At 55.0% G+C, this 20,413-nt stretch carries 21 protein-coding genes, 1 tRNA gene and 1 pseudogene; 12 read left to right on the top strand and 11 right to left on the bottom strand.

Going from position 1 to position 20,413, the window contains the following annotated elements; all coding sequences use genetic code 11:
- The first annotated feature begins 57 nt into the window (after window positions 1-57).
- Window positions 58-1,173: a THUMP domain-containing class I SAM-dependent RNA methyltransferase gene (locus ACRZ94_RS13635; protein WP_480654207.1), complete on the top strand. Its 1,116-nt coding sequence runs from the start codon at window positions 58-60 to the stop codon at window positions 1,171-1,173.
- A gap of 75 nt (window positions 1,174-1,248) precedes the next feature.
- Window positions 1,249-1,325: transfer RNA gene (locus ACRZ94_RS13630), tRNA-Pro, on the top strand.
- Between the two features lie 131 nt (window positions 1,326-1,456).
- On the opposite strand, the gene ACRZ94_RS13625 is transcribed toward ACRZ94_RS13630, so the two are convergent.
- The 3 genes and pseudogenes from ACRZ94_RS13625 to ACRZ94_RS13615 form a co-directional block, all read right to left on the bottom strand.
- The gene (locus ACRZ94_RS13625) at window positions 1,457-2,476 is read right to left on the bottom strand and encodes a tyrosine-type recombinase/integrase (protein WP_170619325.1); all 1,020 of its coding nucleotides are present in this window, start codon (window positions 2,474-2,476) and stop codon (window positions 1,457-1,459) included.
- A gap of 14 nt (window positions 2,477-2,490) precedes the next feature.
- Window positions 2,491-2,646: pseudogene (locus ACRZ94_RS13620) on the bottom strand (helix-turn-helix domain-containing protein); the annotation flags it as partial.
- A gap of 416 nt (window positions 2,647-3,062) precedes the next feature.
- Complete coding sequence (locus tag ACRZ94_RS13615; protein WP_480553203.1) at window positions 3,063-3,254, bottom strand: DUF3644 domain-containing protein; 192 nt, start codon at window positions 3,252-3,254, stop codon at window positions 3,063-3,065.
- 222 nt (window positions 3,255-3,476) lie between these two features.
- On the opposite strand from ACRZ94_RS13615, the gene ACRZ94_RS13610 reads away from it, so the two are divergent.
- Window positions 3,477-4,055 carry a hypothetical protein gene (locus ACRZ94_RS13610; RefSeq protein WP_170614100.1) on the top strand — a complete coding sequence of 193 codons (579 nt, stop codon included), beginning with the start codon at window positions 3,477-3,479 and terminating at the stop codon, window positions 4,053-4,055.
- 306 nt (window positions 4,056-4,361) lie between these two features.
- The gene (locus ACRZ94_RS13605) at window positions 4,362-4,895 is read left to right on the top strand and encodes an ATP-binding domain-containing protein (RefSeq protein ID WP_480654175.1); all 534 of its coding nucleotides are present in this window, start codon (window positions 4,362-4,364) and stop codon (window positions 4,893-4,895) included.
- Window positions 4,896-5,326: 431 nt separating this feature from the next.
- Here the strand turns inward: ACRZ94_RS13605 and ACRZ94_RS13600 are convergent, their stop codons facing one another.
- Window positions 5,327-5,743: a MerR family transcriptional regulator gene (locus tag ACRZ94_RS13600; protein ID WP_170459097.1), complete on the bottom strand. Its 417-nt coding sequence runs from the start codon at window positions 5,741-5,743 to the stop codon at window positions 5,327-5,329.
- 72 nt (window positions 5,744-5,815) lie between these two features.
- Here ACRZ94_RS13600 and ACRZ94_RS13595 point away from each other — a divergent pair, with 72 nt between their 5' ends.
- The 3 genes from ACRZ94_RS13595 (at window position 5,816) to ACRZ94_RS13585 (ending at window position 8,699) form a co-directional block, all read left to right on the top strand.
- Window positions 5,816-6,451 (top strand): cation efflux transmembrane domain-containing protein, encoded by a 636-nt coding sequence (locus tag ACRZ94_RS13595; RefSeq protein ID WP_170459099.1) that lies wholly within the window; start codon window positions 5,816-5,818, stop codon window positions 6,449-6,451.
- Window positions 6,452-6,841: 390 nt separating this feature from the next.
- Window positions 6,842-7,924, top strand: coding sequence for a ribosome small subunit-dependent GTPase A (rsgA, locus tag ACRZ94_RS13590; RefSeq protein WP_171181864.1), 1,083 nt, complete (start codon window positions 6,842-6,844; stop codon window positions 7,922-7,924).
- Entirely contained in the window at window positions 7,911-8,699 is a 789-nt protein-coding gene (locus tag ACRZ94_RS13585) for a VOC family protein (protein WP_170556607.1), read from the top strand. The genes rsgA and ACRZ94_RS13585 overlap by 14 nt, the downstream gene beginning before the upstream one ends.
- A gap of 279 nt (window positions 8,700-8,978) precedes the next feature.
- Here the strand turns inward: ACRZ94_RS13585 and ACRZ94_RS13580 are convergent, their stop codons facing one another.
- The 4 genes from ACRZ94_RS13580 to ACRZ94_RS13565 are packed head-to-tail and all read right to left on the bottom strand — an operon-like array spanning window position 8,979 to window position 12,405.
- Entirely contained in the window at window positions 8,979-9,443 is a 465-nt protein-coding gene (locus ACRZ94_RS13580) for a phosphate-starvation-inducible PsiE family protein (protein WP_480797566.1), read from the bottom strand.
- Window positions 9,444-9,492: 49 nt separating this feature from the next.
- Complete coding sequence (locus ACRZ94_RS13575) at window positions 9,493-10,281, bottom strand: transporter (RefSeq protein WP_480797565.1); 789 nt, start codon at window positions 10,279-10,281, stop codon at window positions 9,493-9,495.
- 40 nt (window positions 10,282-10,321) lie between these two features.
- Window positions 10,322-11,332, bottom strand: a complete 1,011-nt coding sequence (locus tag ACRZ94_RS13570; RefSeq protein ID WP_480797564.1) for a DUF1254 domain-containing protein — start codon at window positions 11,330-11,332, stop codon at window positions 10,322-10,324.
- A 17-nt stretch (window positions 11,333-11,349) separates the two neighbouring features.
- Entirely contained in the window at window positions 11,350-12,405 is a 1,056-nt protein-coding gene (locus ACRZ94_RS13565; protein WP_480797563.1) for a DUF1214 domain-containing protein, read from the bottom strand.
- Between the two features lie 547 nt (window positions 12,406-12,952).
- Between ACRZ94_RS13565 and ACRZ94_RS13560 the strand changes: the two genes are divergently transcribed.
- The 3 genes from ACRZ94_RS13560 to ACRZ94_RS13550 are packed head-to-tail and all read left to right on the top strand — an operon-like array spanning window position 12,953 to window position 16,207.
- On the top strand, window positions 12,953-13,963 hold the full coding sequence (locus tag ACRZ94_RS13560) for an AraC family transcriptional regulator (protein WP_480797562.1): 1,011 nt from the start codon (window positions 12,953-12,955) through the stop codon (window positions 13,961-13,963).
- Window positions 13,953-14,777, top strand: a complete 825-nt coding sequence (locus ACRZ94_RS13555) for a porin family protein (RefSeq protein ID WP_480785667.1) — start codon at window positions 13,953-13,955, stop codon at window positions 14,775-14,777. Before ACRZ94_RS13560 ends, ACRZ94_RS13555 begins: the two co-directional genes overlap by 11 nt.
- Before the next feature lie 26 nt (window positions 14,778-14,803).
- Entirely contained in the window at window positions 14,804-16,207 is a 1,404-nt protein-coding gene (locus tag ACRZ94_RS13550) for an alpha/beta hydrolase (protein WP_480797561.1), read from the top strand.
- 416 nt (window positions 16,208-16,623) lie between these two features.
- Here ACRZ94_RS13550 and ACRZ94_RS13545 read toward each other — a convergent pair whose 3' ends face one another.
- From ACRZ94_RS13545 to ACRZ94_RS13535, 3 genes are all read right to left on the bottom strand, one after another.
- Window positions 16,624-16,998 (bottom strand): helix-turn-helix transcriptional regulator, encoded by a 375-nt coding sequence (locus ACRZ94_RS13545; RefSeq protein WP_480797560.1) that lies wholly within the window; start codon window positions 16,996-16,998, stop codon window positions 16,624-16,626.
- Window positions 16,999-17,118: 120 nt separating this feature from the next.
- On the bottom strand, window positions 17,119-18,039 hold the full coding sequence (locus ACRZ94_RS13540) for a DMT family transporter (RefSeq protein WP_480797559.1): 921 nt from the start codon (window positions 18,037-18,039) through the stop codon (window positions 17,119-17,121).
- Window positions 18,040-18,270: 231 nt separating this feature from the next.
- Entirely contained in the window at window positions 18,271-19,173 is a 903-nt protein-coding gene (locus tag ACRZ94_RS13535; protein WP_480654152.1) for a LysR family transcriptional regulator, read from the bottom strand.
- A gap of 108 nt (window positions 19,174-19,281) precedes the next feature.
- Between ACRZ94_RS13535 and ACRZ94_RS13530 the strand changes: the two genes are divergently transcribed.
- Complete coding sequence (locus ACRZ94_RS13530; protein ID WP_480654150.1) at window positions 19,282-19,905, top strand: glutathione S-transferase family protein; 624 nt, start codon at window positions 19,282-19,284, stop codon at window positions 19,903-19,905.
- 12 nt (window positions 19,906-19,917) lie between these two features.
- Window positions 19,918-20,394, top strand: a complete 477-nt coding sequence (locus tag ACRZ94_RS13525; RefSeq protein WP_480797558.1) for a nuclear transport factor 2 family protein — start codon at window positions 19,918-19,920, stop codon at window positions 20,392-20,394.
- Window positions 20,395-20,413: the final 19 nt, after the last annotated feature.

Here is a 20,413-nt window from a genome sequence, read left to right as displayed (position 1 = left end):
TTTTTGCTGCGTAAATTGCGTGTCGCGCACAGTTTGGTTCCGGTGTAAGCACAGCGAATGGAACAAAAGCGCGAACTTGAGATTTTTCTGGTGGCCACCCCGGGGCTTGAGCCCCCCCTGCATGCCGAGGCAGTTGAGAAGGGATTCGCCGGGGCGAAAATCGTGCCGGGCGGCGTCAGTTGCCGCGGCACATGGCCCGAGGTCTGGCGCGCAAATCTGTGCCTGCGCGGGGCCAACAAAGTTCTGGTGCGCCTCGGCGGATTTCCTGCGGTGCATCTTGCCCAGCTCGACAAACGCGCGCGGAAATTCCCTTGGTCCGACGTTCTGCGCCCCGATGTCCCGGTAAAGGTCGAGGCCACCAGCCGCAAATCCCGTATCTACCATGCGGGTGCGGCAAAACAGCGTGTCGAAAACGCGATTTCCGAGACACTCGGGGCGTCAGTATCCTCTGACGCAGAGCTCAGAGTTCTCTTGCGCATCGAAAAGGACTTTTGCACCTTTTCGGTCGATACATCGGGGGAGTTGCTGCACAAGCGCGGTCACAAACCGGCTGTCGCCAAGGCTCCGATGCGCGACACGATGGCTGCGATGTTCCTGCGCCAATGCGGCTATGACGGGTCAGAACCCGTTCTGGACCCGATGTGCGGGTCGGGCACCTTTGTCATCGAAGCCGCCGAAATCGCCTTGGGCCTCAACCCCGGACGATCCCGCAGCTTTGCGTTCGAAGCGTTGAACGGGTTCGATGCGCAAGCATGGGCTGAGATGCGCCAAGGCCAGAACGCGCGCGAAACAGACCTGGTATTTTACGGCTCGGACCGCAACGCCGGAGCGATAGACGCGTCCTGCGCCAACGCAGAGCGCGCCGGGGTCGATACGATCACACGGTTCCAATGCAAATCGGTCAGTGACATCAAACCACCTGCTGGTCCGGCGGGTCTGATTATCGCCAACCCACCGTATGGTGCCAGAATTGGCGACGAAAAGCGCCTGCGGTCTTTGTATGGCAGTCTGGGCAAAACCCTTGCGAACAGGTTCAGCGGCTGGCGCGTCGGCATCGTCACCAGCAATCAATCGCTGGCCCGGGCAACCCGCCTGCCCTTTCTGGCACCCGGCCCCGTGGTAGACCACGGAGGCACCAAAATCCGCCTCTATCAAACGGGCCCTCTATCCTGATCAGGAAATCCTGCCGCTGCCCCGAGAATCCCCCTTGCACATCCCAATCCCCGGGTATAGATCACCCGCCACGGTCGGAGTGTAGCTCAGCCTGGTAGAGCACTGTCTTCGGGAGGCAGGGGTCGGAGGTTCGAATCCTCTCACTCCGACCAATAAAACAAGGCGCCCAAGGGCGCCTTTGTTGTTTTCTGCGGATCGGCCGCAACGATATCCGCAACGTTTCATTCGCTAGATGTGCTCAGTTCGTTCGCAACCGGCATCCACCAATTACCGCAGTTTTTTTTCAGATCTTCCAGTCCATAATCTCCGTTGCGTTCTTCAGCGCATCTGGGCTGTACGACCTATAGACGTTTTCCAGGGTCTCGCGCGAGGTCGCAAAATAGGCCGTGGCGTCCTCCAGCGTCATGCCGCGCATGAACGCCCAGGTAACCGCTGTGTGCTTCAGGGTGTGCGGTGTCACGTCCTTAAGACCGGCTCGCTGGACGGCAGCACGGAATGCCTTGTCGATCCGATCTATCGGCACGCCCTTGAACGACACCACGTGGCTCCCCTCCTGCGTCCAGGTCTTCATCTCTGCGTGGAGCGTGCCAGGCATCTTGATCATTCCCTTGCGCTTCTTGGTCTCGGCCTCGGCCTTGCCAAGGAAATGGATCACCCCACTGTCGAGCTCGACCCAGCCGCTATCAAGGGAGGGCATCCACTTCAGCCGTGTGATCGCGGTCTTCCGACGCCCGGTGTATAGCGCTATCTTGATGAATCGCTGGACGTGAGAAGCAGAGGCCTCCAGCAAGCGCTGGACCTCCTCCTCGGTCAGCCAGCGGTCATTGGCGACTCCCTTCTCAGGCAGGGTAACAATCGGTGCATGGCTGATCCTGCGCGACGCCAAGGCGTATTTGACGGCGGCGTTCAGGGTGTTCATCTCGCGCCGGACGGTCCATGCGGCGCACCGTCTCCAAGCCGTGTAGCCGCGACACCTGTCGATGTCGATCTGGGACACCTTGAGGTCGCTCCAGTAGGGCGACAGTGCCTGTATCGTGTAGAGCAGACGTTCCCTGTCGCGGACCACCTTTACCTTGGCCTCGCCGTAATGCACCAAGATTTCGCCGACGGTGATCTCGTTCGGGTCGCGGACGCGATCATCTTGCCGCTTTTTGCTGGCGATGTAATTGCTCAGGACTTCTTCCGCTGCCTCATGAAATCCATCACCAAAGCCTGTCCGGATCTGCTGTCCTCCGTCGAGGATGACCCATGCGCCATCGTCTTTGCGTTGGAAGAGCCGGGCCGGTTTGCGTTTACGTGGCATGTCGTTGTGAACCTCTTCAATTCCTCGCGGGTCATGTAGTATCGCTTGCCGAGGCGAACCGCATTGATCTCGCCCTGGTGGATCATGGTCCGAACCGTTCTGGGGGTGATCGTGCGATGTAAGGCGGCCGCGAATTCCTCGATTGTAAGGAGCGCTTCGTCACTACTCATTACGTGACCACCCGGAGGGTTGTATCCATAACCCAAATGTCAGGGTGGTGTTCAGCCATCGAAGTTTTGGACTCGGGTGCCGAATTCCTGATCTGCGTGCGCATTGCCGGGAGGCTCCTTTTTCGTGTGATCAAGAAGTCTATAGCAAGCACAACGTCGGATGCGCGTTGTAGATCGGAGAAAAATCATAAGCTATTAATATATTTCGAAAGAAAATTTTGGATGGTGCCGCGCCCCACCATTTTCGATAGTGATTTCGATAACCCAGGGACTAACTACAAGTTCAGGCTGCCGCTCCCTAGCGTGCTTCCCGCTCCGACTTCTGCGCCCAACTAAAACAAGGCTGCGTAACTAAGATGATCCTTTGGCTGAAGTGCCCGTCCACACTGCCTTGACTACGCGGCTACTGATCATCATCAACGATAGCTGTCCTGTTTTCTGCACACTCTTAGAGAACAAGTTCGATCCAGCGGTTGCCGGTAGTCGAAGCTCTCCTTTTTTAACCGAGCGCGGAGTAGATATGTCCACGCGATGTTGGCCGTCACGATTAACAAATCGGCACGGAAGGTCGGGCCGACTGAGTTGAAGAGGTGAACAGTAGCGATCATTACCTCATTATTATCAATTCAAGTAGAAGCGTATTCTTAGAACGCGGCAGAGAACCGTTTTGTAAGACAGATCACCCGCCACCGGATGTTCACTTCGGCATGTCACAAAGTTCAAGGTAAAAAAATTTCGCAAAAAGACGTAAGTCGACAGCCGCAGCGCTATAAGTAAGTCGGGCAATAAATAGATCGCCCGCAAAAATTTCACTGCGAAAGGAATCCTATATGGACGCCTCACCCAACCGCCTTGGCGGAACAAAATATGTTGGCAAACTGACTGCTCCCAACATCGACCTCAAGAAGGATATCTCTGGAGAAAATCACGATTTCATCGACAAGGGCACAGTGTTTTTCTTGCTGAAGACGATGGCCGATGAGCTTAATGGCGACAAGGATGCTCCGGAGCTTGTCAGCTGCCTTCTGGGTATGACCAATGAATTGCTCCAGATGCTTGAACACCAGGAGTTAACTCATATAACGCCCACCAACATCGACGGAACAGGATCGGTTACCGAAACCCCGTTGTTTCCGCCGCAGATTCCGCCTTTGCCCCCGCTTACCGCACTGCGCCAGCTTTCTCGTGAAGATCAGGCTCGCTTTCTCGATAAGCGTGCCAGTGATCTCATGCGCGAAATCGAAGGTCTGCGTTTAGGTTACTATGAGGCACCGGATTACCGGCAGAGCTATCGGATGATCGAGCAGGCTCGTCGCCGATTTCGCAAGTTGCGCGACACCGCCATGAAGCTGGGTCACTGGACTGATGGACGCTGGAACGCAGGTTCAGAAGAAACCTACCTCGTCTGATCTGGCGCTAGCCACCTCCCACCCAACTCAAGCACAAAGACAAGACCGGGATTTCGACCGCAAGGTCGGTCCCGGCCCGAAGGAGATGTGTTAAATGATCAAACCTGCACACGACATCCGGCTGACCAAACTCAACCGCGTTCTGAACCTGATCCCTACGAGGTATCGCGCACGCGAAGCTGAGCTGATGCCGAATAAATGGCCGGAATATCGTTTTCTGACCCCCATGGATGCCACGAAACAGTTCCATCGTGCCTATATCGAAGCATACAAAGATTACTATCGTGAGAATATGGGAACAGCCGTGTGGTGCCGGACGGGAGTCTTGAGATCGATGAGATATTGGATGCGGACCAGCTCCTTGCCGGTAGGAACGTCACTCGTTCCCACTACAACGAAGAAATCCGCAGGGCCTTGGGACGCACCAGCGACCTGCCTGAGATTGGCGACCGCCTTGTGTGTCAGCACAATGACCATGGCCTTGGTATCGTCAATGGAGGCATGTTCACTGTCGTCTCAGAACCGAAGAATTCCCGGTTTTCGGGGACTTTGTCGTTGGAACTGAAATCGTGCGACTTCCCGGACCATGAAAACTACCGCGTACGGGTGCATCCGGAGTATTTTACTGACGACGAAGGGAGATTGGCGGACAAGGAACGAAAAAATTCTCAGCAGTTTAAATATGGCTACGCGTTGACGGTTCATAAAGCCCAAGGCAGCCAGTGGGGCCACGTGATTATAGAGGACGAAAGTCACATCTTCGACAAATATGCGAGGAATTGGCTCTATACCGCTGTTACACGGGCTTCTGAATGCGTGACCTTGGTTACACTCCTCTAGAAGCATTTCCACATTGAAGGCATCATTGGGCAGGCACTTTCTGCCCAATGAAGATGTTCCCTGACGCTATATCAATGGGAGCATTGAACCTCAAAGTCTTGTGGCAGCCAGAATGCATCCTATTCGTGTCCAGAGGCGACTTCTAGGACTTCGCCTTGACCAGACAAGGCTTGCTCAGATGTTTCCTGAAATAACGTTTCAGAAATCTGACGGAAGATTGCCAGAAGCAGAATGACAGCTTACGATCAGGGCAGCATATGGGCCGTTCGATACACGTCAGAGTTTGACAGAAACCGGACTTTCGTTGCGGTGCGAGCGCGTTATCGGCAACACGCGAAAGCAGACATTCGCTGCGCTTAGTGCCAATGACCGCATTGCGGACTTAGCTGCCGTTAACTTTTAGCGGTCAAATGTCCGCTTCCCTCGGTGTTCTAGTGGTCTCTGTCGCACAAGCCGTGGTCGGCCAACGATGCTAATACGTAGCAGTCTTCGGAAACGCCTTTACCATTGCAGCCCTTCGATATCCGGTTGAGTTCCTTTTCAAGTGTTCGGAGGCGTTTGATCTTGGTGCGGACCTCTTCAAGTTGAGATGTTGCGATATCCGTCGCAGCCTCGCACGACCGGTCGGGGTGCTCCTGCAATTCGATCAGCGAAGAAATTGCTTCAATTGAAAACCCAAGATCACGCGCATGGCGGATGAAGCTCAGCCGCTCTAACCCAGCTTGGTCGTATCGTCTTTGGTTGCCTGACGTGCGCTCTGCCTCGGGCAGTAGTCCCATTTCCTCGTAATACCGGATGGTCGGAACTTTGACCTTTGTGCGCTTAGAAAGCTCGCCAATGGAAAACATGAAGAAACCTCTTGAACCTCTAGTCGCTAGAGACATTACATCATGAACAACCAAAGATGAAAGAGGATTCCCATGGCTGGTTGCTGCGGACATGACGCCAAGTTTGACGGTGTTTCAGATGACTACAAAAGACGGCTTTGGATCGTGATCGCGCTCAACGCGACGATGTTCTTTGTCGAGATGACAGCGGGTCATTTGGCCAAATCCCAAGCGCTGCAGGCAGACGCACTCGACTTCGCAGGCGATGCGCTCACCTACGGCATTTCGCTTGCTGTTATCGGGGCCTCTCTCCGCGCAAGAACGAATGCAGCACTGTTCAAAGGCATCAGCCTTCTGATGATGGGCCTTTGGGTGTTCGGATCGACTGTCTATCGCGTCTTCTTTGTGGGCGTTCCAACTGCAGAGATAATGGGGGGCGTCGGCTTTCTCGCGTTGCTTACCAATCTAGCAAGCGTCTTGCTTTTGGTCCGCTACAAAGATGGTGATGCCAATGTTCGGTCGGTTTGGCTGTGTTCGCGCAATGACGCGATTGGGAACGTGGCAGTGATGTTTGCAGCACTTGGTGTCTGGGGCACGTCAACAGGTTGGCCTGATCTTGTCGTGGCAACCGTCATGGCCGGGCTCTTTCTGTCGTCTGCCTTCCAAATTGTGCGCCAAGCCTTGGCTGAGCGCCGGGAAATGACCGACCATAAGCACGCGGAAGCATGATGCTGCCGACCAAGCGCAAAAACAGACCTTCGCCATAGCGCGGCTTCTTGGGGGGTATAGGCTCGAAGTAGTTATTCGTGAAATGACTGCTCAGCGGACAAAGCTGACATAGTCTTTTTCCTGTTGAATTGCTGCTACGGTAACTGAAGAAGAGCTCCAAATCAGCCGTCAACTGTTGTGTTGTGCACGCGTTCATCCTATGTGCAAATAATCTGAAATGGAGATTTCATGTCCCGGTAAGGAAGGGAGGCAGCGCGCCTCCCGGAGCACATTCAACATCTGAAGAAACACCGTCACATTATGGCCGACGGTGAGTCTTGATGTGCAAACTTTTTTCTCACCAACAGCGCCCAGATCAGACTTGGGCCAGAGACATGAAAGTGACACCCTATGATAAGGGATTACTCAGACTTCCTTCCGCTTCGCGCACGCAACGCCGGAAGACACTCCGACTTCAACCCTCTTCAGGCATTGGGATGGCAACCGTTTTTCGCCCAGCAGATCAGCGTAGAAGATTTGTCGGTGACACCGCCCGTTCGAATTGTCGAAGTGCATCGCAATGGCCTGCACGCCCTCGGTGACGGCATCGATACGATACTTCCTCCCAGAGCCGATGTAACTGTAGGGGACTGGCTGATGCTGGATCCTTTGCGCCCGCGATCCAGTCGGGTTCTAGAGCGCACGAGCCTCATCAAACGGCGTGCGCCCGGAACCGACCGGCAGGAACAACTGATCGCGGCGAACATTGATACCGCCTTTATCGTCACGTCCTGCAATCAGGATTTCAAAGTGGCCCGGCTGGAACGCTATGCAGCTCTCACTTTTGAGGCAGGGATCACGCCTGTCATCGTCGTCACAAAGACCGACCTCCTGACGGACTCGCAAAGCTACATCGACACGGCCCGCACGGTGTCGGACATGATCGATGTGGTCGCACTTGACGCCCGCGGAGACGCGCCCCGGACAAAACTGACTTCTTGGTGCAGGCCCGGCAAGACGGTGGCGTTTCTCGGCTCATCTGGCGTTGGGAAATCGACGTTAGCCAATGCATTGCTCCAGAGCCAATCCATCGAGACCCAATCTATTCGCGAGGACGACGCCAAGGGGCGGCATACGACAACGCGGCGCGAGCTCCATGCAATGCCCAATGGATGTCTGATACTGGACACCCCGGGTATGCGGGAATTGCAGCTCACCGATGCAGCTGACGGCATTGATGATCTCTTTGCCGACATTCAGGAGTTGGCCGTGCGGTGTCGATTCAGGGACTGCCAGCACGAATCCGAGCCGGGATGCGCTGTTCTGAAGGCTATCGATGAGGGTGCTCTTGATGGCGGTCGTCTTAGCAGATGGCGCAAGCTCATGGCCGAAGACGCCTTCAATTCCGCGAGTCTTGCGGAACGAAGGTCGCGCGACAAGGCGTTCGGGAAGATGGTCCGCGGTGTCAAAAAGCTCAAAGATGTCAGGAAGTAAGACGATGACACAGTCGAAAGCAGGTCAATTCGTATGGCATGACCTTTTCACATCGGACAGGGCGTGTTCGATGGCATTCTACCAGCACGTCGCCAACTGGACGTATGAAGTCGAGCGGGCATCGGATTTTGCATGGGGTGGCGGCGAGCAGGATTTCGTCCTTGCCCTTTCCGGTGACGAAGCGGGTGCGGGATTGATTGAGACGCCCCTGGAGCAGGAAAATGGCTGGATCTCTTACATCGAAGTTCCCGATGTGGACATAGCGATCAACCGCGTCGGTACACTCGGAGGTAAGATCGTTCGGGAGCCATTCGAGGTGCCGGGTGTCGGTCGCAATGCGCTCGTCCGCGATCCGCTCGGTGCTCTAGTGGGGATTTCTTTGTCTCGGCACACTTTCCCCGTACCGCAAAGGCAGTTCGGCCCTGAAGTGTATGTCAGCAACGGGAATGACTTTCCGCAAGCGTTCTACATCGAACTCTTCGGATGGCAGGTTTCTCCCCAGCGGGGCAAGGATTGCGTCACCCTCCTCGAGCCTCAGGGCCAACTTGTTGCAATCCAGCATGCCGCGACTTGGTCAACTGCCTCAAACGCATCTTGGGTTCCTTGCATCAAGGTTGCTTCAGTCTCCGATGCCTCCCGTGCTGCCGAAACCAAAGGGGCACGTCTGGCTTCTGTGAATGATAATGAAACCGTTCAAGCCGATAGCCCCATCCTGTGTGATCCAAACGGTGCGCCGTTTGCTCTCGGCGTTAAGCAGACAACGAATCTCTATTAGCTTGCCAAATTCTTCACAGGAATTGCAGAGCGGACATTTGCCCGCTCTGCAGCATCCGTGACTCAGGGCTCACTGCGGTCGTCCGCTGCAACTTGCTTGAGCGTCAACTTTGCGGACAAAGCGATCTTTCGCCGAGCAAGTGCCAAGGTCAGCTTCTAGATTTTTAAGATTTTCGAGCGTTTCTTCTTTGGCTGAATAAGGAGGTGATTGCGGCTTCAAAAGCACCAATGTCGGCGATCTCGCTTATGCCAGCATCGATAAAGGCGTCCTGTGAAATGCCTACTTGCCACGCCACAACAACCAATACGTGACACCAAACGCCAGACCGAGTCCAGAATACCCAACGAAATAAAGCGGCTCCAGGTCCGTCGTGTCGAGTGTGATGACCTTTCTGGCAACGGCCATCAGGGCAGTTGCAACTACCAGCTTCACATGTATGACATCGGCAGTCAGGTAGAGCGTGACATTCGTGTAAATCTCGATGGCGATCAGCACGACAAGCGCGGCCGCAAAAACCTCCAACAGATCACTGACGTCAAGAATCAAGACCGGCGGACTTACAAGCTTGATATAGAACGAGTAACCGGCGTCGATGACGGCAAATCCGATCACAACGACCATGAACAAAGACATCACCCGAACGGCCTGCCGAATGAGCCGATTGCAGCTTCTGACAATCAGATCCTCATGGTCTGGGTCAAGCTCGACATGCGCTTGCGCATTGCGTTGCATCTGATCAGCCATCAAGACCTCCCTATTTTCGACGTATCATGAACACTGCTTCAGCCAAACGTCAGCGCCCTTTGGGCAAGACGACCTGAGCCTGCAATCGCAAGCGAACGCCCTCGGCACCCACCTCGGGCGCTTCCAGCCAGTAGCCCGCCCCCGCTTGCAGATTGACCGGCAGCGCCCCCCATTGGACCAGCTTGGAGACCGAAGCGTTTATAGGCACAGCCCAGGCTTCAGTTTCCCAGTCATAGGTGCTTTCGCTTTGCAGCGAATAGGTCCACGCACCTTCGGTGGAATAAGCAAGAAAGGGCTGGATAAAACTCACATTCGTGGGGGTGTCGGGGTTGCTTTCCAAGTCCCACAGATGATTGGCCAGTGCACCATAGGTCCACGGCCCCGTCTGCCGCAGGGCAATCCCGGTGATCCCAGCGGCCCATGTATCACTCGATACGTTGCTAAACGTTGGAAAGCGCACAACGGGACCAACGCCCCACGTTACGTCCCCGGTTCCGATTGGCGAGAACCACGCAGAGAAAAGGATATCTCCGAACCCCTCCTGGCGCGTGCCAGGCACAACGTCTTCCTGCCAGATGTAAGGAATGATGGTTCGGGTGATCAGGTTAAGGTCATCGTTCAGTTGAAAAGGCACCACTGGTTGAAAGTTCAGCGTGGTGCGCGAGCCCTGATCAGAGACGCCCAGATTTTCATCATAGTTCAATTGAAACGGAACCGAGACGATTGCCGCAAGTGGGTTGGCCAGTTCCTGGGCCAGATCGGATGCCTCGTCTGCAACGGTCGTGGTTCCGGCACTGGCTGCAAAAAGCAGCCCCCTAAGAGTATGGGATCGACGCATCGCCGTGTACTCCTTTTAAGATGCGGGTTGGGCGAGTGGCCTAGTTGATCGGCTCTAACTTCGGAAAGGCCCAATTGCCGTTCAGGATTGCATCCTCAGGTTCATAGAGGCGGATCGCGTAGTTCCAGCCAGGAGTAATCGGCAGACAGTTTACGCGGCCATCGTCGCACCCACCGAAATGAAGCGTTACTGAACCGTCCTCTGCTGCTTCGGCTGTGTACCCATTGTAGCTGTTTACGCCCAGATCATTGGCTTCCAGAAAGCCGTCACTGTTATAGACAGTCACCGACCAGAACGCCCGAACCGGCACATCCTTGACCGTTACCGCATGTGGTGTTTCTCCGTCATTCTGATCGACCGCGTCCAACAGATAGATCGCGGCCTCAGGCGGAAGACCGCCCCAACCCGAGAACGCACCGACCAGAAACTGAACCGGATCAATCTCGTCCTTTGTTCTGCCAAAGGCACGGGCTGAATCGGTGCCCAGCAAGGATAAGTCGTTTATCGCCTGACGCGCGGTGGCTAGTTGTTCGGTGTTCCAGTTGGGCGCATCAAACGGGCCCGTTCCACCGCCGCTGACGACAATTCCATCCTGTGCCGCTTGTGCGGCGGCAATATCATCCGGGTCAGTCACATCGACGAATGTGCGAAACGCGATGAAACCAAAGCGCGTACCAAGGTCTTCCTGTGTGATTTGATACGTGCCGGGCTCTGCCTCGGCATACATGAAGTGGTCCTGATTGATGACATGCATCGAGATATAGCGGCCATCCGCTTCGGGCAATGTCACTTCGACGGGTTCGTTCAAATCCAGCAGAATGCCTGAGTAGAGTGTGTCCTGATTCATGCGGATAACCGGCTGGTTGTCCGGTGTGGTGGCTTCGCGCATATGCCCCAACTCGCCAACAGCGAGGCCGAGATTGGCCATGTTGGTCCGAAACATGTGATCTGTCTCGGCGCGCACAAGGGTGTCGACGGTCACATCGACCATGTCTTCGGCCCAAACGCCTGTCGGGAGTGTAAGCGCGACTGTCAGAAGAAGCTTTTTCATCATAAGCATCCTGTTGTTCAGTTTGCGGGTTCTATAGAGGGGAAGACCCAGCTTCCGTCGATGACCTCTGGGCCCGGCTGATATAGGCGCACGGCATAGTTCCAGCCATCCATGATCGGGAGACAGTTCACGCGTCCGTCGTTGCAACCGCCGAAGTGTACGGTCACACTGCCATCGTCATTCTTGATGCCTGAGACCGAATTGACCACATACGAGTCGAGGGAATTGAGTTCAAAAAAACCGTCTGCATTATAGAGGCTCACGGACCAGAACGCGTTCACTGGCACATCCGCTGGAACCTGGATTTTGTATTCTCCAAGCGGCAGACCGGGCTCGATATTGAGGTAAAAGGCCTCGTCTTCGGGCAGTCCACCAAAACCGACTGCTGTGCCAAGGAAATGGCGTAATGGGTCTACATGATCTGCCGTACCAAAAGTCCGGACGCTGTCTGTGGCGAACCTGCCCAGCTCAACTGCGGCTTGGCGCAGGGCCTCAAAGCTATCCGCGTCGTAATTGGGCATCTCGAAGGGCGTCGCGGAGGCGGCATCAATGGTGAAACCGTCCTGAATTGCATTGACCGCCGCAACATCCTCAGGGCTCTCGGCATCCACCAGTATTCTCATGAAAACAAGTACGTAAGGGGTATGGAATGTGTCCATGTCAAGCTGGAACACACCGCCACCGTCGAACACTTCATTGATGAAATGATCCTGATTGACCACCATCGTCGTCATGTATCGGTCGCCCACATCGGGCAGAGTCAAGGTTGCGCCTTTGCTGATATCAATTACCGCAACGCTGTAGAGCGTGTCGCGGTTCATCCGAATGGTGGGCTGATTGTCTATGGGGGTGGGTTCTTTGAAGTGAAAGAACTGATTGACGCCTCCGGCCAGGCCATTGTACGCCTTCAGTTCGTTGTCTGTAGCAGCCCGAACAAAGTTGTTTATGGTAATGGGCACTTCGTATGTCTCGGCAAGTGCATCGACCGTGGTATCAAAGCTCTGAGCGGTCGCTGTGCTTCCAATCAGGACAGCTAAAGCAGCAAGTTTCCAGCGTTTGTGCGTGAGATTCATAGTTTGCCAACTCCACTAGCCAATTGCAGAAATGCATTGCTTGATGGTCCCGGCACCTGATCAAAAGCGCACTCTCGCGCCTCTCATTGTGTTGTTTTTTGAAATGCTACAATTGGAGCCTTGGCCATCTCTCTCCAACAAACCACAAAGTTCGAATGTATGCCCTGACAGATTGGAGCGACCGCCTCCGAAAACTGGTCAAAAATGACAGGTAGCGATAGCGCTTCGGCCAACAACTAGAAACTCTTTTTGCATATTGACCCGGCGGCGGACCTATTATTTTATTCATGTAGTGATGTCAGTTTGTTAGAGCGCACTCTCTGCGGGTAGTGTGGTTCCATTCGATTGAGCCTCTAGCAGCGGGCACCTGACTTTTTTATCTCAAAAAGTGACTTCAGCTTTGACGCAGGTCAGGGACACTGAGCCGCGCTGGTCTATGCTTGACGTGCCCGGCCTTTCAATTGCGGTGCCTTAGGGAGTTACGATGACAGGGCAGGACGCACATGCTCAACACAGAACACCGCCGCTTACACGCGGGCGGGTTATCATGCCGCTTTTGCTTGCGTTTCAAGAATCCGGTCAATCTGTAGAAAACCTCCTTGCGGAATTCGATCTATCCTTCTCGGAGTTGAGCGCTCCGAGTTGTTTCATTCCGCACGACACTGTTTATGCCGTGTTTGAAGCCGTCGCACAAAGGACATCCCCAGACTTTCCAGCACTTGTTGGTCAAACTTCAGATCCGACCGTTGCATCCCCATTCGGACAGGCCTTTCGCGTAGCAAAGTCGCTGGCCGATTTCATTGCCAGGTTCTGCGTTCATGCGGGAAACAACACAAATGCGGTCACCATGACACTCGATGTCTCTGGAGAATTCGCCGTGCTGTCCGCCAAACGCAGGTTCACGCCATGCTGTTCGCCCGCCTATATGGATGCATTTCAGATCAGCCGATGGGCTACGTTGCTACATGAAACCGCAGGTCAGCGTTGGGAAGCAAATAAGGTTCTTGTGCGTGTGAACCGTCCTGATCTGCTCCCGTCTTACTTCTACGGCATCCGGGCGGTAGGTGCGGGCTCAGACGGGTATTCCATCCGCTTCCCAAGTGCCTGGCTTTTATTTGAACTGGTTAACCGAACCTCGACCGAGTACGTGTCGACCACTCAGGACGAAAAAAACCCAGTACCTACAGACCTGTTGAGTTCGATCCAAAGCGTTGCCAATTCAATGGTCGGGCGCACGGACTTGTCGGTTACGACGCTCGCCAAGGCATGCGGCTTTAGAGGCGCGGCTCTAAATCGACGGCTTGCTGCCTATGGGACATCACTGTCTCGCATCGTTATCGAAGCTAAATGTGACCGGGCGAAGCGCCTGCTTTCAAAGTCTGAAATCTCAATGGGCGATATCGCGGCTCAGTTGGGGTATTCTGACGCGACGGCCATGACACGGGCCTTCAAGAAATGGACGGGTCAGACACCCTCAGAGTTTCGCACCCGTGAAATGAATGGCGTTGAGGCATCTGTTCCGATACTCGACCCGGTCGAATGCGATTGTGAAACGTAACAGGAATACGACGCGGCTCACGTTTTTGCCGCGCTTCAATCTTGGGATCAAAAAAGGGGAGCAGATCGTGGACTTCACACAAGTAAGGAGTATCGTGTGTAGCTTTCTAGTTGCGCCGACTACGCTGCTCTACGGATCTCCAGCAGTGGCTCAGGACTCTGGCTGGAGCTTTTACGGCAGCTTCTACATCTATGGCGCAGATACCGAGACAACCATTGGCCCCTTAGAGTCGGAACTGAGCTTCAGCGACGCACTTGATAATCTAGACCTCGCCTTTATGGGCACGGTTGAGGCGCGACACGGTCGATGGTCACTGATCGCAGACTACATGCGCACAGATCTGACATTTAAAGGCGACACCCCTGGCCCGGTGTTCAGCGGCGCAGAAACCAGCCTGAAGACACAGTTCTTCAGCGGGTATGCGGCGTACACGGTCTATCAGGACCAAGCTCTGGACGTCGATCTCGGGGGTGGGTTTCGTTGGTTTGATACCAGCAGCACAATCACTCTGGTCGGTGGCCCCAGCCCGGCACCAAGTGCAAGAACAAGTGACGATTGGGTAGATCCCCTAATTGCAGCCCGTATCCGGTATCAGATCAATGACCGCTGGTCAGCAATTGCCTTGGCTGACTACGGCGGATTTCGCTCAAATCGCGAAACGGCGCAATTTGTAGCTACAGTGGGGTATGCCATCACTCCAAAGTGGAATTTGCGCGCAGGTTATCGCTACATCATGGTCGACAAAGGTGAAGGTGATAGCAAGTTCAAGCTCTCACAATCCGGACCCGTGTTGGGTGTGACATACAGCTTCTGAGCAAGGGCATTATGCGAAAGGCGGCCATGCCGAACACAAACAGGTCTGAAGTGTCGAAATTGCACCAAGGCGCGAGCAGCGGTGCCGACATGCTTGGGACAGACAATTGCAGTTGGATGCGAACAGTCGGACAAAGGCAATTGAGGAAAGGAACGACGAGGCGACTGATTACCAGAGCTTTGCCTACGGCAACCGTGTGTTCGTTCTGTATCCTGGCTGCCTGCGGGCCAAATATCTATGACGAAATTGAACTGATGCCTTCACCAACGGTCTATGCCGAGGCTGCTTTTGACCCTTACAAGGACATCACGGCAGACAACTTCGTGCAGCGTTCGCAGCTATTCTACGCCACAGATCGGCTGCCCGCGGTTCCCGGCGACCCACAAGCCTATTACAACAATGAGCGCGGTCACATTCTGCGTACCGGCATTGCCGAAGTGCAAAGCAACCCCCCATTGGCGACGTTGGAAAAACTTCGCCACGTTACTATGACGCGCGACCGCGCTAAGGACTACACGCTCAGCTTGTCTGACGTACAAGAGATTGGTGTCATGCCATTCAGCGTCACGCGCTACATGAACGATCCACCTTCGCAACAGGAGATGAAGGCAGCTGGACTTCGGTTTGCCCAACGGATTGACGATCACCTTGCAGCCTCTCGCAACAAAGACATTTTCATCTATGTCCATGGCTACAATGTCGATTTTGATTACTCGACCCTTGTTTCCAAAGAGTTGCAGCACTTTCTGGGCTATCAGGGCGCCTTCATCAGCTACAACTGGCCCGCTACACCCAATCGCCTGGCGTATTTTCGGGATCAGGAATCTGCATTGGCGACGCGCCGCAATTTGCGGTCTCTTGTCGAATACCTGTCGGCAAACACCAACGCCCGGCGCATTCACCTTATAGGATACAGCGCTGGGTCGAGGCTCGCATTTGAAGCCGCCTATCAGATTGCTTTGCGGCCTGAGCCAAAGCCACGGCTGGGACGGCTGATCCTGATCAGCAGCGATCTTGATCGAAGCTACTTTTTACAATCAATTGAAGACGGTCTTCTGGATGCCGTTACAGATGTGACACTCTATCAATCGCAGACCGATTCAGCGCTGGCGATGTCACGGTTGGTCTTCGGTCGCGACCGTCTGGGTCAGGTTTCCGATGAAGCAATAAATGGGTCTCTGTTCCAGCGTCGACTGTCTGAGATGAAAACTCTACATATCATCGACGTGACCGAGGCCGAAGCGGCCGATACAGGAAACGGGCATTGGTATTTCCGATCTTCGCCATGGGCCAGCAGTGACCTGTTCATTTCTCTGCTTACAGACCGAGATCCTCACGCGCGCGGGCTTGTTCGTGCCCCGGGCGAAGCTGTCTGGAGTTTTCCGCCGAACTATCCGCAGACACTACAACGCTATCGAAATGACAGCTAATACTGGTACTCGAACGGGCGACAACCATCAGAACCAGTTTCTGATCATATTTTATGAGCCTGACAACGCACCGAGAATTCTTCAGCTCAAAGTCGACGTTCGAGCAACGCGCAGCATCGGTTGAAGTGGGCTCGATGCAGACGTTCAACCAAGTCGTCAGAAGGTCGGTTCTGCGGGACTTTGCAGACATCCGCACTTTTTCTCCGAAGGACCGCAGTCAGCCCGAAGCGGACCTTCGCAACCAAGCTTTGCTAACTCCGAAATACACAACGAAACGGCCAGTTGCAGAGGTTGTATCGGCGGTGGCAACCAACCATTCATGTCGTCGACTAACCTGTTCAACGTCGCACTACAACTTCTCCGAACTGATCCCACGAGGACCTAATCTTCGAAGCGTTCATTTGGCTCGACCACATTTACTTGCTTCGGAACTTGGTCGGTGTCATTCCGGTCTGACCTCGGAAAAAGCGAGTGAAATGGGACTTGTCAGAATAGCCGAGCATCAGTCCGATCTCTGCAATTGTCATCTGGTTTTGTTTGAGGTGCTCCTTGGCGACATCGATACGCAGCCGTTTGATTTCGCGCGGTAGCGTTGTGCCTTGTTTTTGAAGCGCTTTCAGAAACCGTTCCGGTTGTATTCCCAGCATTCCAGCCACCATCTCTGGTCCCAAATCGGTTTCATCCAGTTTGTCGCGTAAACCCAGACAAACAAAAAAAATTTGACGTAGCGCGTTTATGGGAGGATCCAACCACCGCGACGCGGCGGCGCCAGAACCCTTCCCCTTATTCATGCGTGGAGAAACCTAGGACTTCGACTATTCTAGGGATCAGTCGAACGGGCTTGAGCGAGGCGCTGAGCCATTCCTCGCCCACTTGCGTGATTGGGCCCATTGTTTGTGACTCAACACCCATCAGACAGATCCAGCTGTTGCTGATCTCCATTTTTTCAAACCCGAATTGTCCCTTCGATTCACGCTCTGGCCGACCACAACAGAGCCGATAACTATGGCTGCTCCGATAGACTGGGTGAGGCTAAGCGTTTGTCCCAAGTATACCCAGCCGAGCACGACAGCTGTTACAGGACTCATCATCCCAAGCATCGAGACTGCACTGGGCTCCAGACGCGCTACACCCCGGAACCAAAGAGCATAAGTAGCTGCGGCACCAATCAACCCAAGCCAAATCAGCCCGGTGACACTTGTTGCGCTGAGCGCAGGTAGAACGAACGGTTTCCAAGCTACGCCAAAGACGCCGTTCTCAACGGTTGGCTTTGCTCCATGGGCAAGGACGTCGTATGCCGCCAACAAGTCGGCATCCTCTGTCTTGTCCAGCGTTTCGGAATTCTCGAAGTTGACCGTGAAGACACGGGACTGGACGCCGGACTTGGCATCCGCACCTTCTGCATCCAACCGTGTAAGCAGACCGCGTTCTGTGCTGATACCCATTGCCCCATTCCAGCTATTAAGCTCCTGCAGCCCTCCCGTGGTTGTGCCGCGCCCGCGTCCCATCTGGTTGGCATATTGGTAGATTTGCCGTTGTTCATCATCGGCTGAACGTTTGGACGCCCCCGAGTCGTCCGGCACCATGGCAGCGCCACTGGCCTTCACGGCCATGGCTTCGAAGGCGGTTTCCGTAGCGTTCGCTGAGAACATGAGCCCATGAACAGACGCAATAGCGATCATAGAAACGCCCGCCATGAGTGATGTCGTCTTCGCGGCTTTGGGTTCCTTCGCCACCGGTGCTGTCAGTTCCAGATCAGCCACATCCGCCCGATAGACCGACCCGCCACGCCCCTTGGGTTCGATCCCATGACATTCCATTATAGTTTCCAAAATAGTGTCCCCTATCTCCTCAGAAATTTCGGAAGTTCCATGATAGGCTTGCACATCTGATATTCACTCTATGCCGTCAGTTAAGGCATCTCATTGGCCGGATCGTTGCCATTGGTAAAAGTTCGGTCGCCGGTCGTTTGGCGGAGTACAACGCGCAAGTGCAGCTAATGTCCGCTATGCGGCCTGCGACTGCAGCATCAAGACAATGTACTGGATGTCGGCTTCGGGCCGTTAGCGCTTGTCATCAGGACATAGTTCTGGATCGTTTACCAGATGTTCAATTAAGGCGCGTACTCGGGTTGTGAGGCGCCGGTTTTGTGGGAACAGCGCAGCAACGACATATGGCGAAACTCGGTGCTCCGAGAAAAGCTCGACCAGCTCTCCGGATTTCAGGGCTTCTGCGACGGTATAAGCCGGACACCGCGCGATGGCTGCGCCCTGAGCTGCGAGGCGTTCTGACGCGGCGGGTGCGTTCATCCGGAAGCGCCCGTTGACGTGGACGGTTTCTTCCCGGCCACCGATATCAAACCTCCACACTGTGGGCTCGGCCATATTGCCATCCAGTATGCACTCATGCGTTGTCAGCGCCTCCGGGTCGTTTGGGCGTCCTGCGCGCTCCAGATAGGCTGGCGAGGCGCAGACAACCAAAGGCATGCGGCCCAGTTGTCGGATTTTCAAAGAGCTGTCCCGCATAGGGCCAATCCGGATCGCAAGGTCGAGGCCCTCCTCAACAATCGATGCCCGCCGATCCGAGAACCTCAGATCAAGCTCCACATGCGGGTGTGCCTCTGCGAATTTTGCAAGTGACGGGACCAACCGCACCGCGCCAAAGCCCGTGGGTGCTGAGATATGAATCGCACCGCGCAACGAAGCTTGCTCGTTCCTGACCCGGTCTTCGAGCTCGTCAAACCCGTCCAAAAGCGGCTCGCACAGCGTCAGGTATGTCGCGCCTGCATCCGTCAAAGAGACGCTTCGTGTTGTTCGATTGAGCAACTGCACCCCGAGCGCGTTTTCCAGATCAGCCACGTATTTGCTGACCAGGCGCGCGGACCGCCCCATGTGCTGCGCCGCGGTGGTGAAGGATGCGTTCCTTGCAACAAGGGCAAAGGCGCGCATGCGGTCGATCTTGTCCATCTTATTGCGCCTTCTGAGGGCTTAAACTTAGTAAGGATTAGGTGATTATCGCTAGCCTATGCAAGGTGTATTGCTGGGCCAACATCCAAATCCAAACCGGAGAGACACATGTCCAACGCTGTTCGCATTCACCACTTTGCCAAATCGGGCCATGCGCATCGCGCCTTGGTCTTTGCTAAGCTTGCTGGCATTCCGCATGAAGCTGTTCCCGTCGATTTGGCCGCAGGTGAGCACAAATCGCCTGAATTTCTGGCGATGAACCCAAATGGCCAAGTGCCAGTTCTTGAGGATGGTGAAGTGGTTGTGTCCGACTCGAACGCGATCCTTGTCTATCTGGCGCGGACCTATGCGCCGGATTGGATGCCAAGCGACGCGGTCGGGGAGGCCAATGTGCAACGCTGGCTTACTCTGGCGGCTGGAGAGATTGCTTTTGGCGCCTGCGCTGCACGGTTGATCACCGTCTTCGGTGCGCCGCTGGACCCGGATTTTGCCGCCGCGACAGCTGCAAAAGCGATGCAGAAGCTAGAACACCGGCTCGCGCGTCATGATTGGCTTGTCGGTGACAGGCCCACAATCGCAGATGTGGCCAGCTATTCATACACGGCGCACGCGCCTGAGGGGAACGTTTCGCTTGAGCCGTACCCGCATGTTCGCGCCTGGCTTGCCCGGTTTGAAGCGTTGCCCGGTTTCGAGGCCATGCCGTCAACAGCCGTTGGCCTGGTTGCCGAGTGAAAGGGCATACGCATGACACCCGAAGCCTTGCGGCATCCCTTGCCTCCATTCACAAAAGAAACTGCTATCCAAAAAGTGCGTCTTGCAGAGGACGGTTGGAACAGCCGCAACCCGGCGCAGGTCGCGCTGGCCTACACGCCGGATAGCAAGTGGCGCAACCGGGCCGAGTTTCCCGAAGGGCGCGATCAGATTGAATCATTCCTGGCCCGTAAATGGGCCAAGGAGTTTGACTACCGTCTGGTCAAAGAGCTCTGGGCCCATGACGGCAACCGTATCGCGGTGCGCTATGCCTACGAATATCACGACAACAGCGGGAATTGGTTCCGCGCGTATGGCAATGAGAATTGGGAGTTCGACCCGGATGACTACATGGAGCATCGCTTTACCAGCATCAATGAGCACCCAATCGAGGAAGCAGACCGCAAGTTCTGCTGGCCGATCGGGCACCGTCCGGACGACCACCCCAGTCTGAGCGATCTTGGGCTCTGACTGAGGACACGCGGTAGGG

It is taken from the genome of Ruegeria sp. CH10 (genome assembly GCF_056537125.1).
Note: the sequence above shows the minus strand (reverse complement) of the source record. Positions and strands in the feature narration are given on the sequence as shown.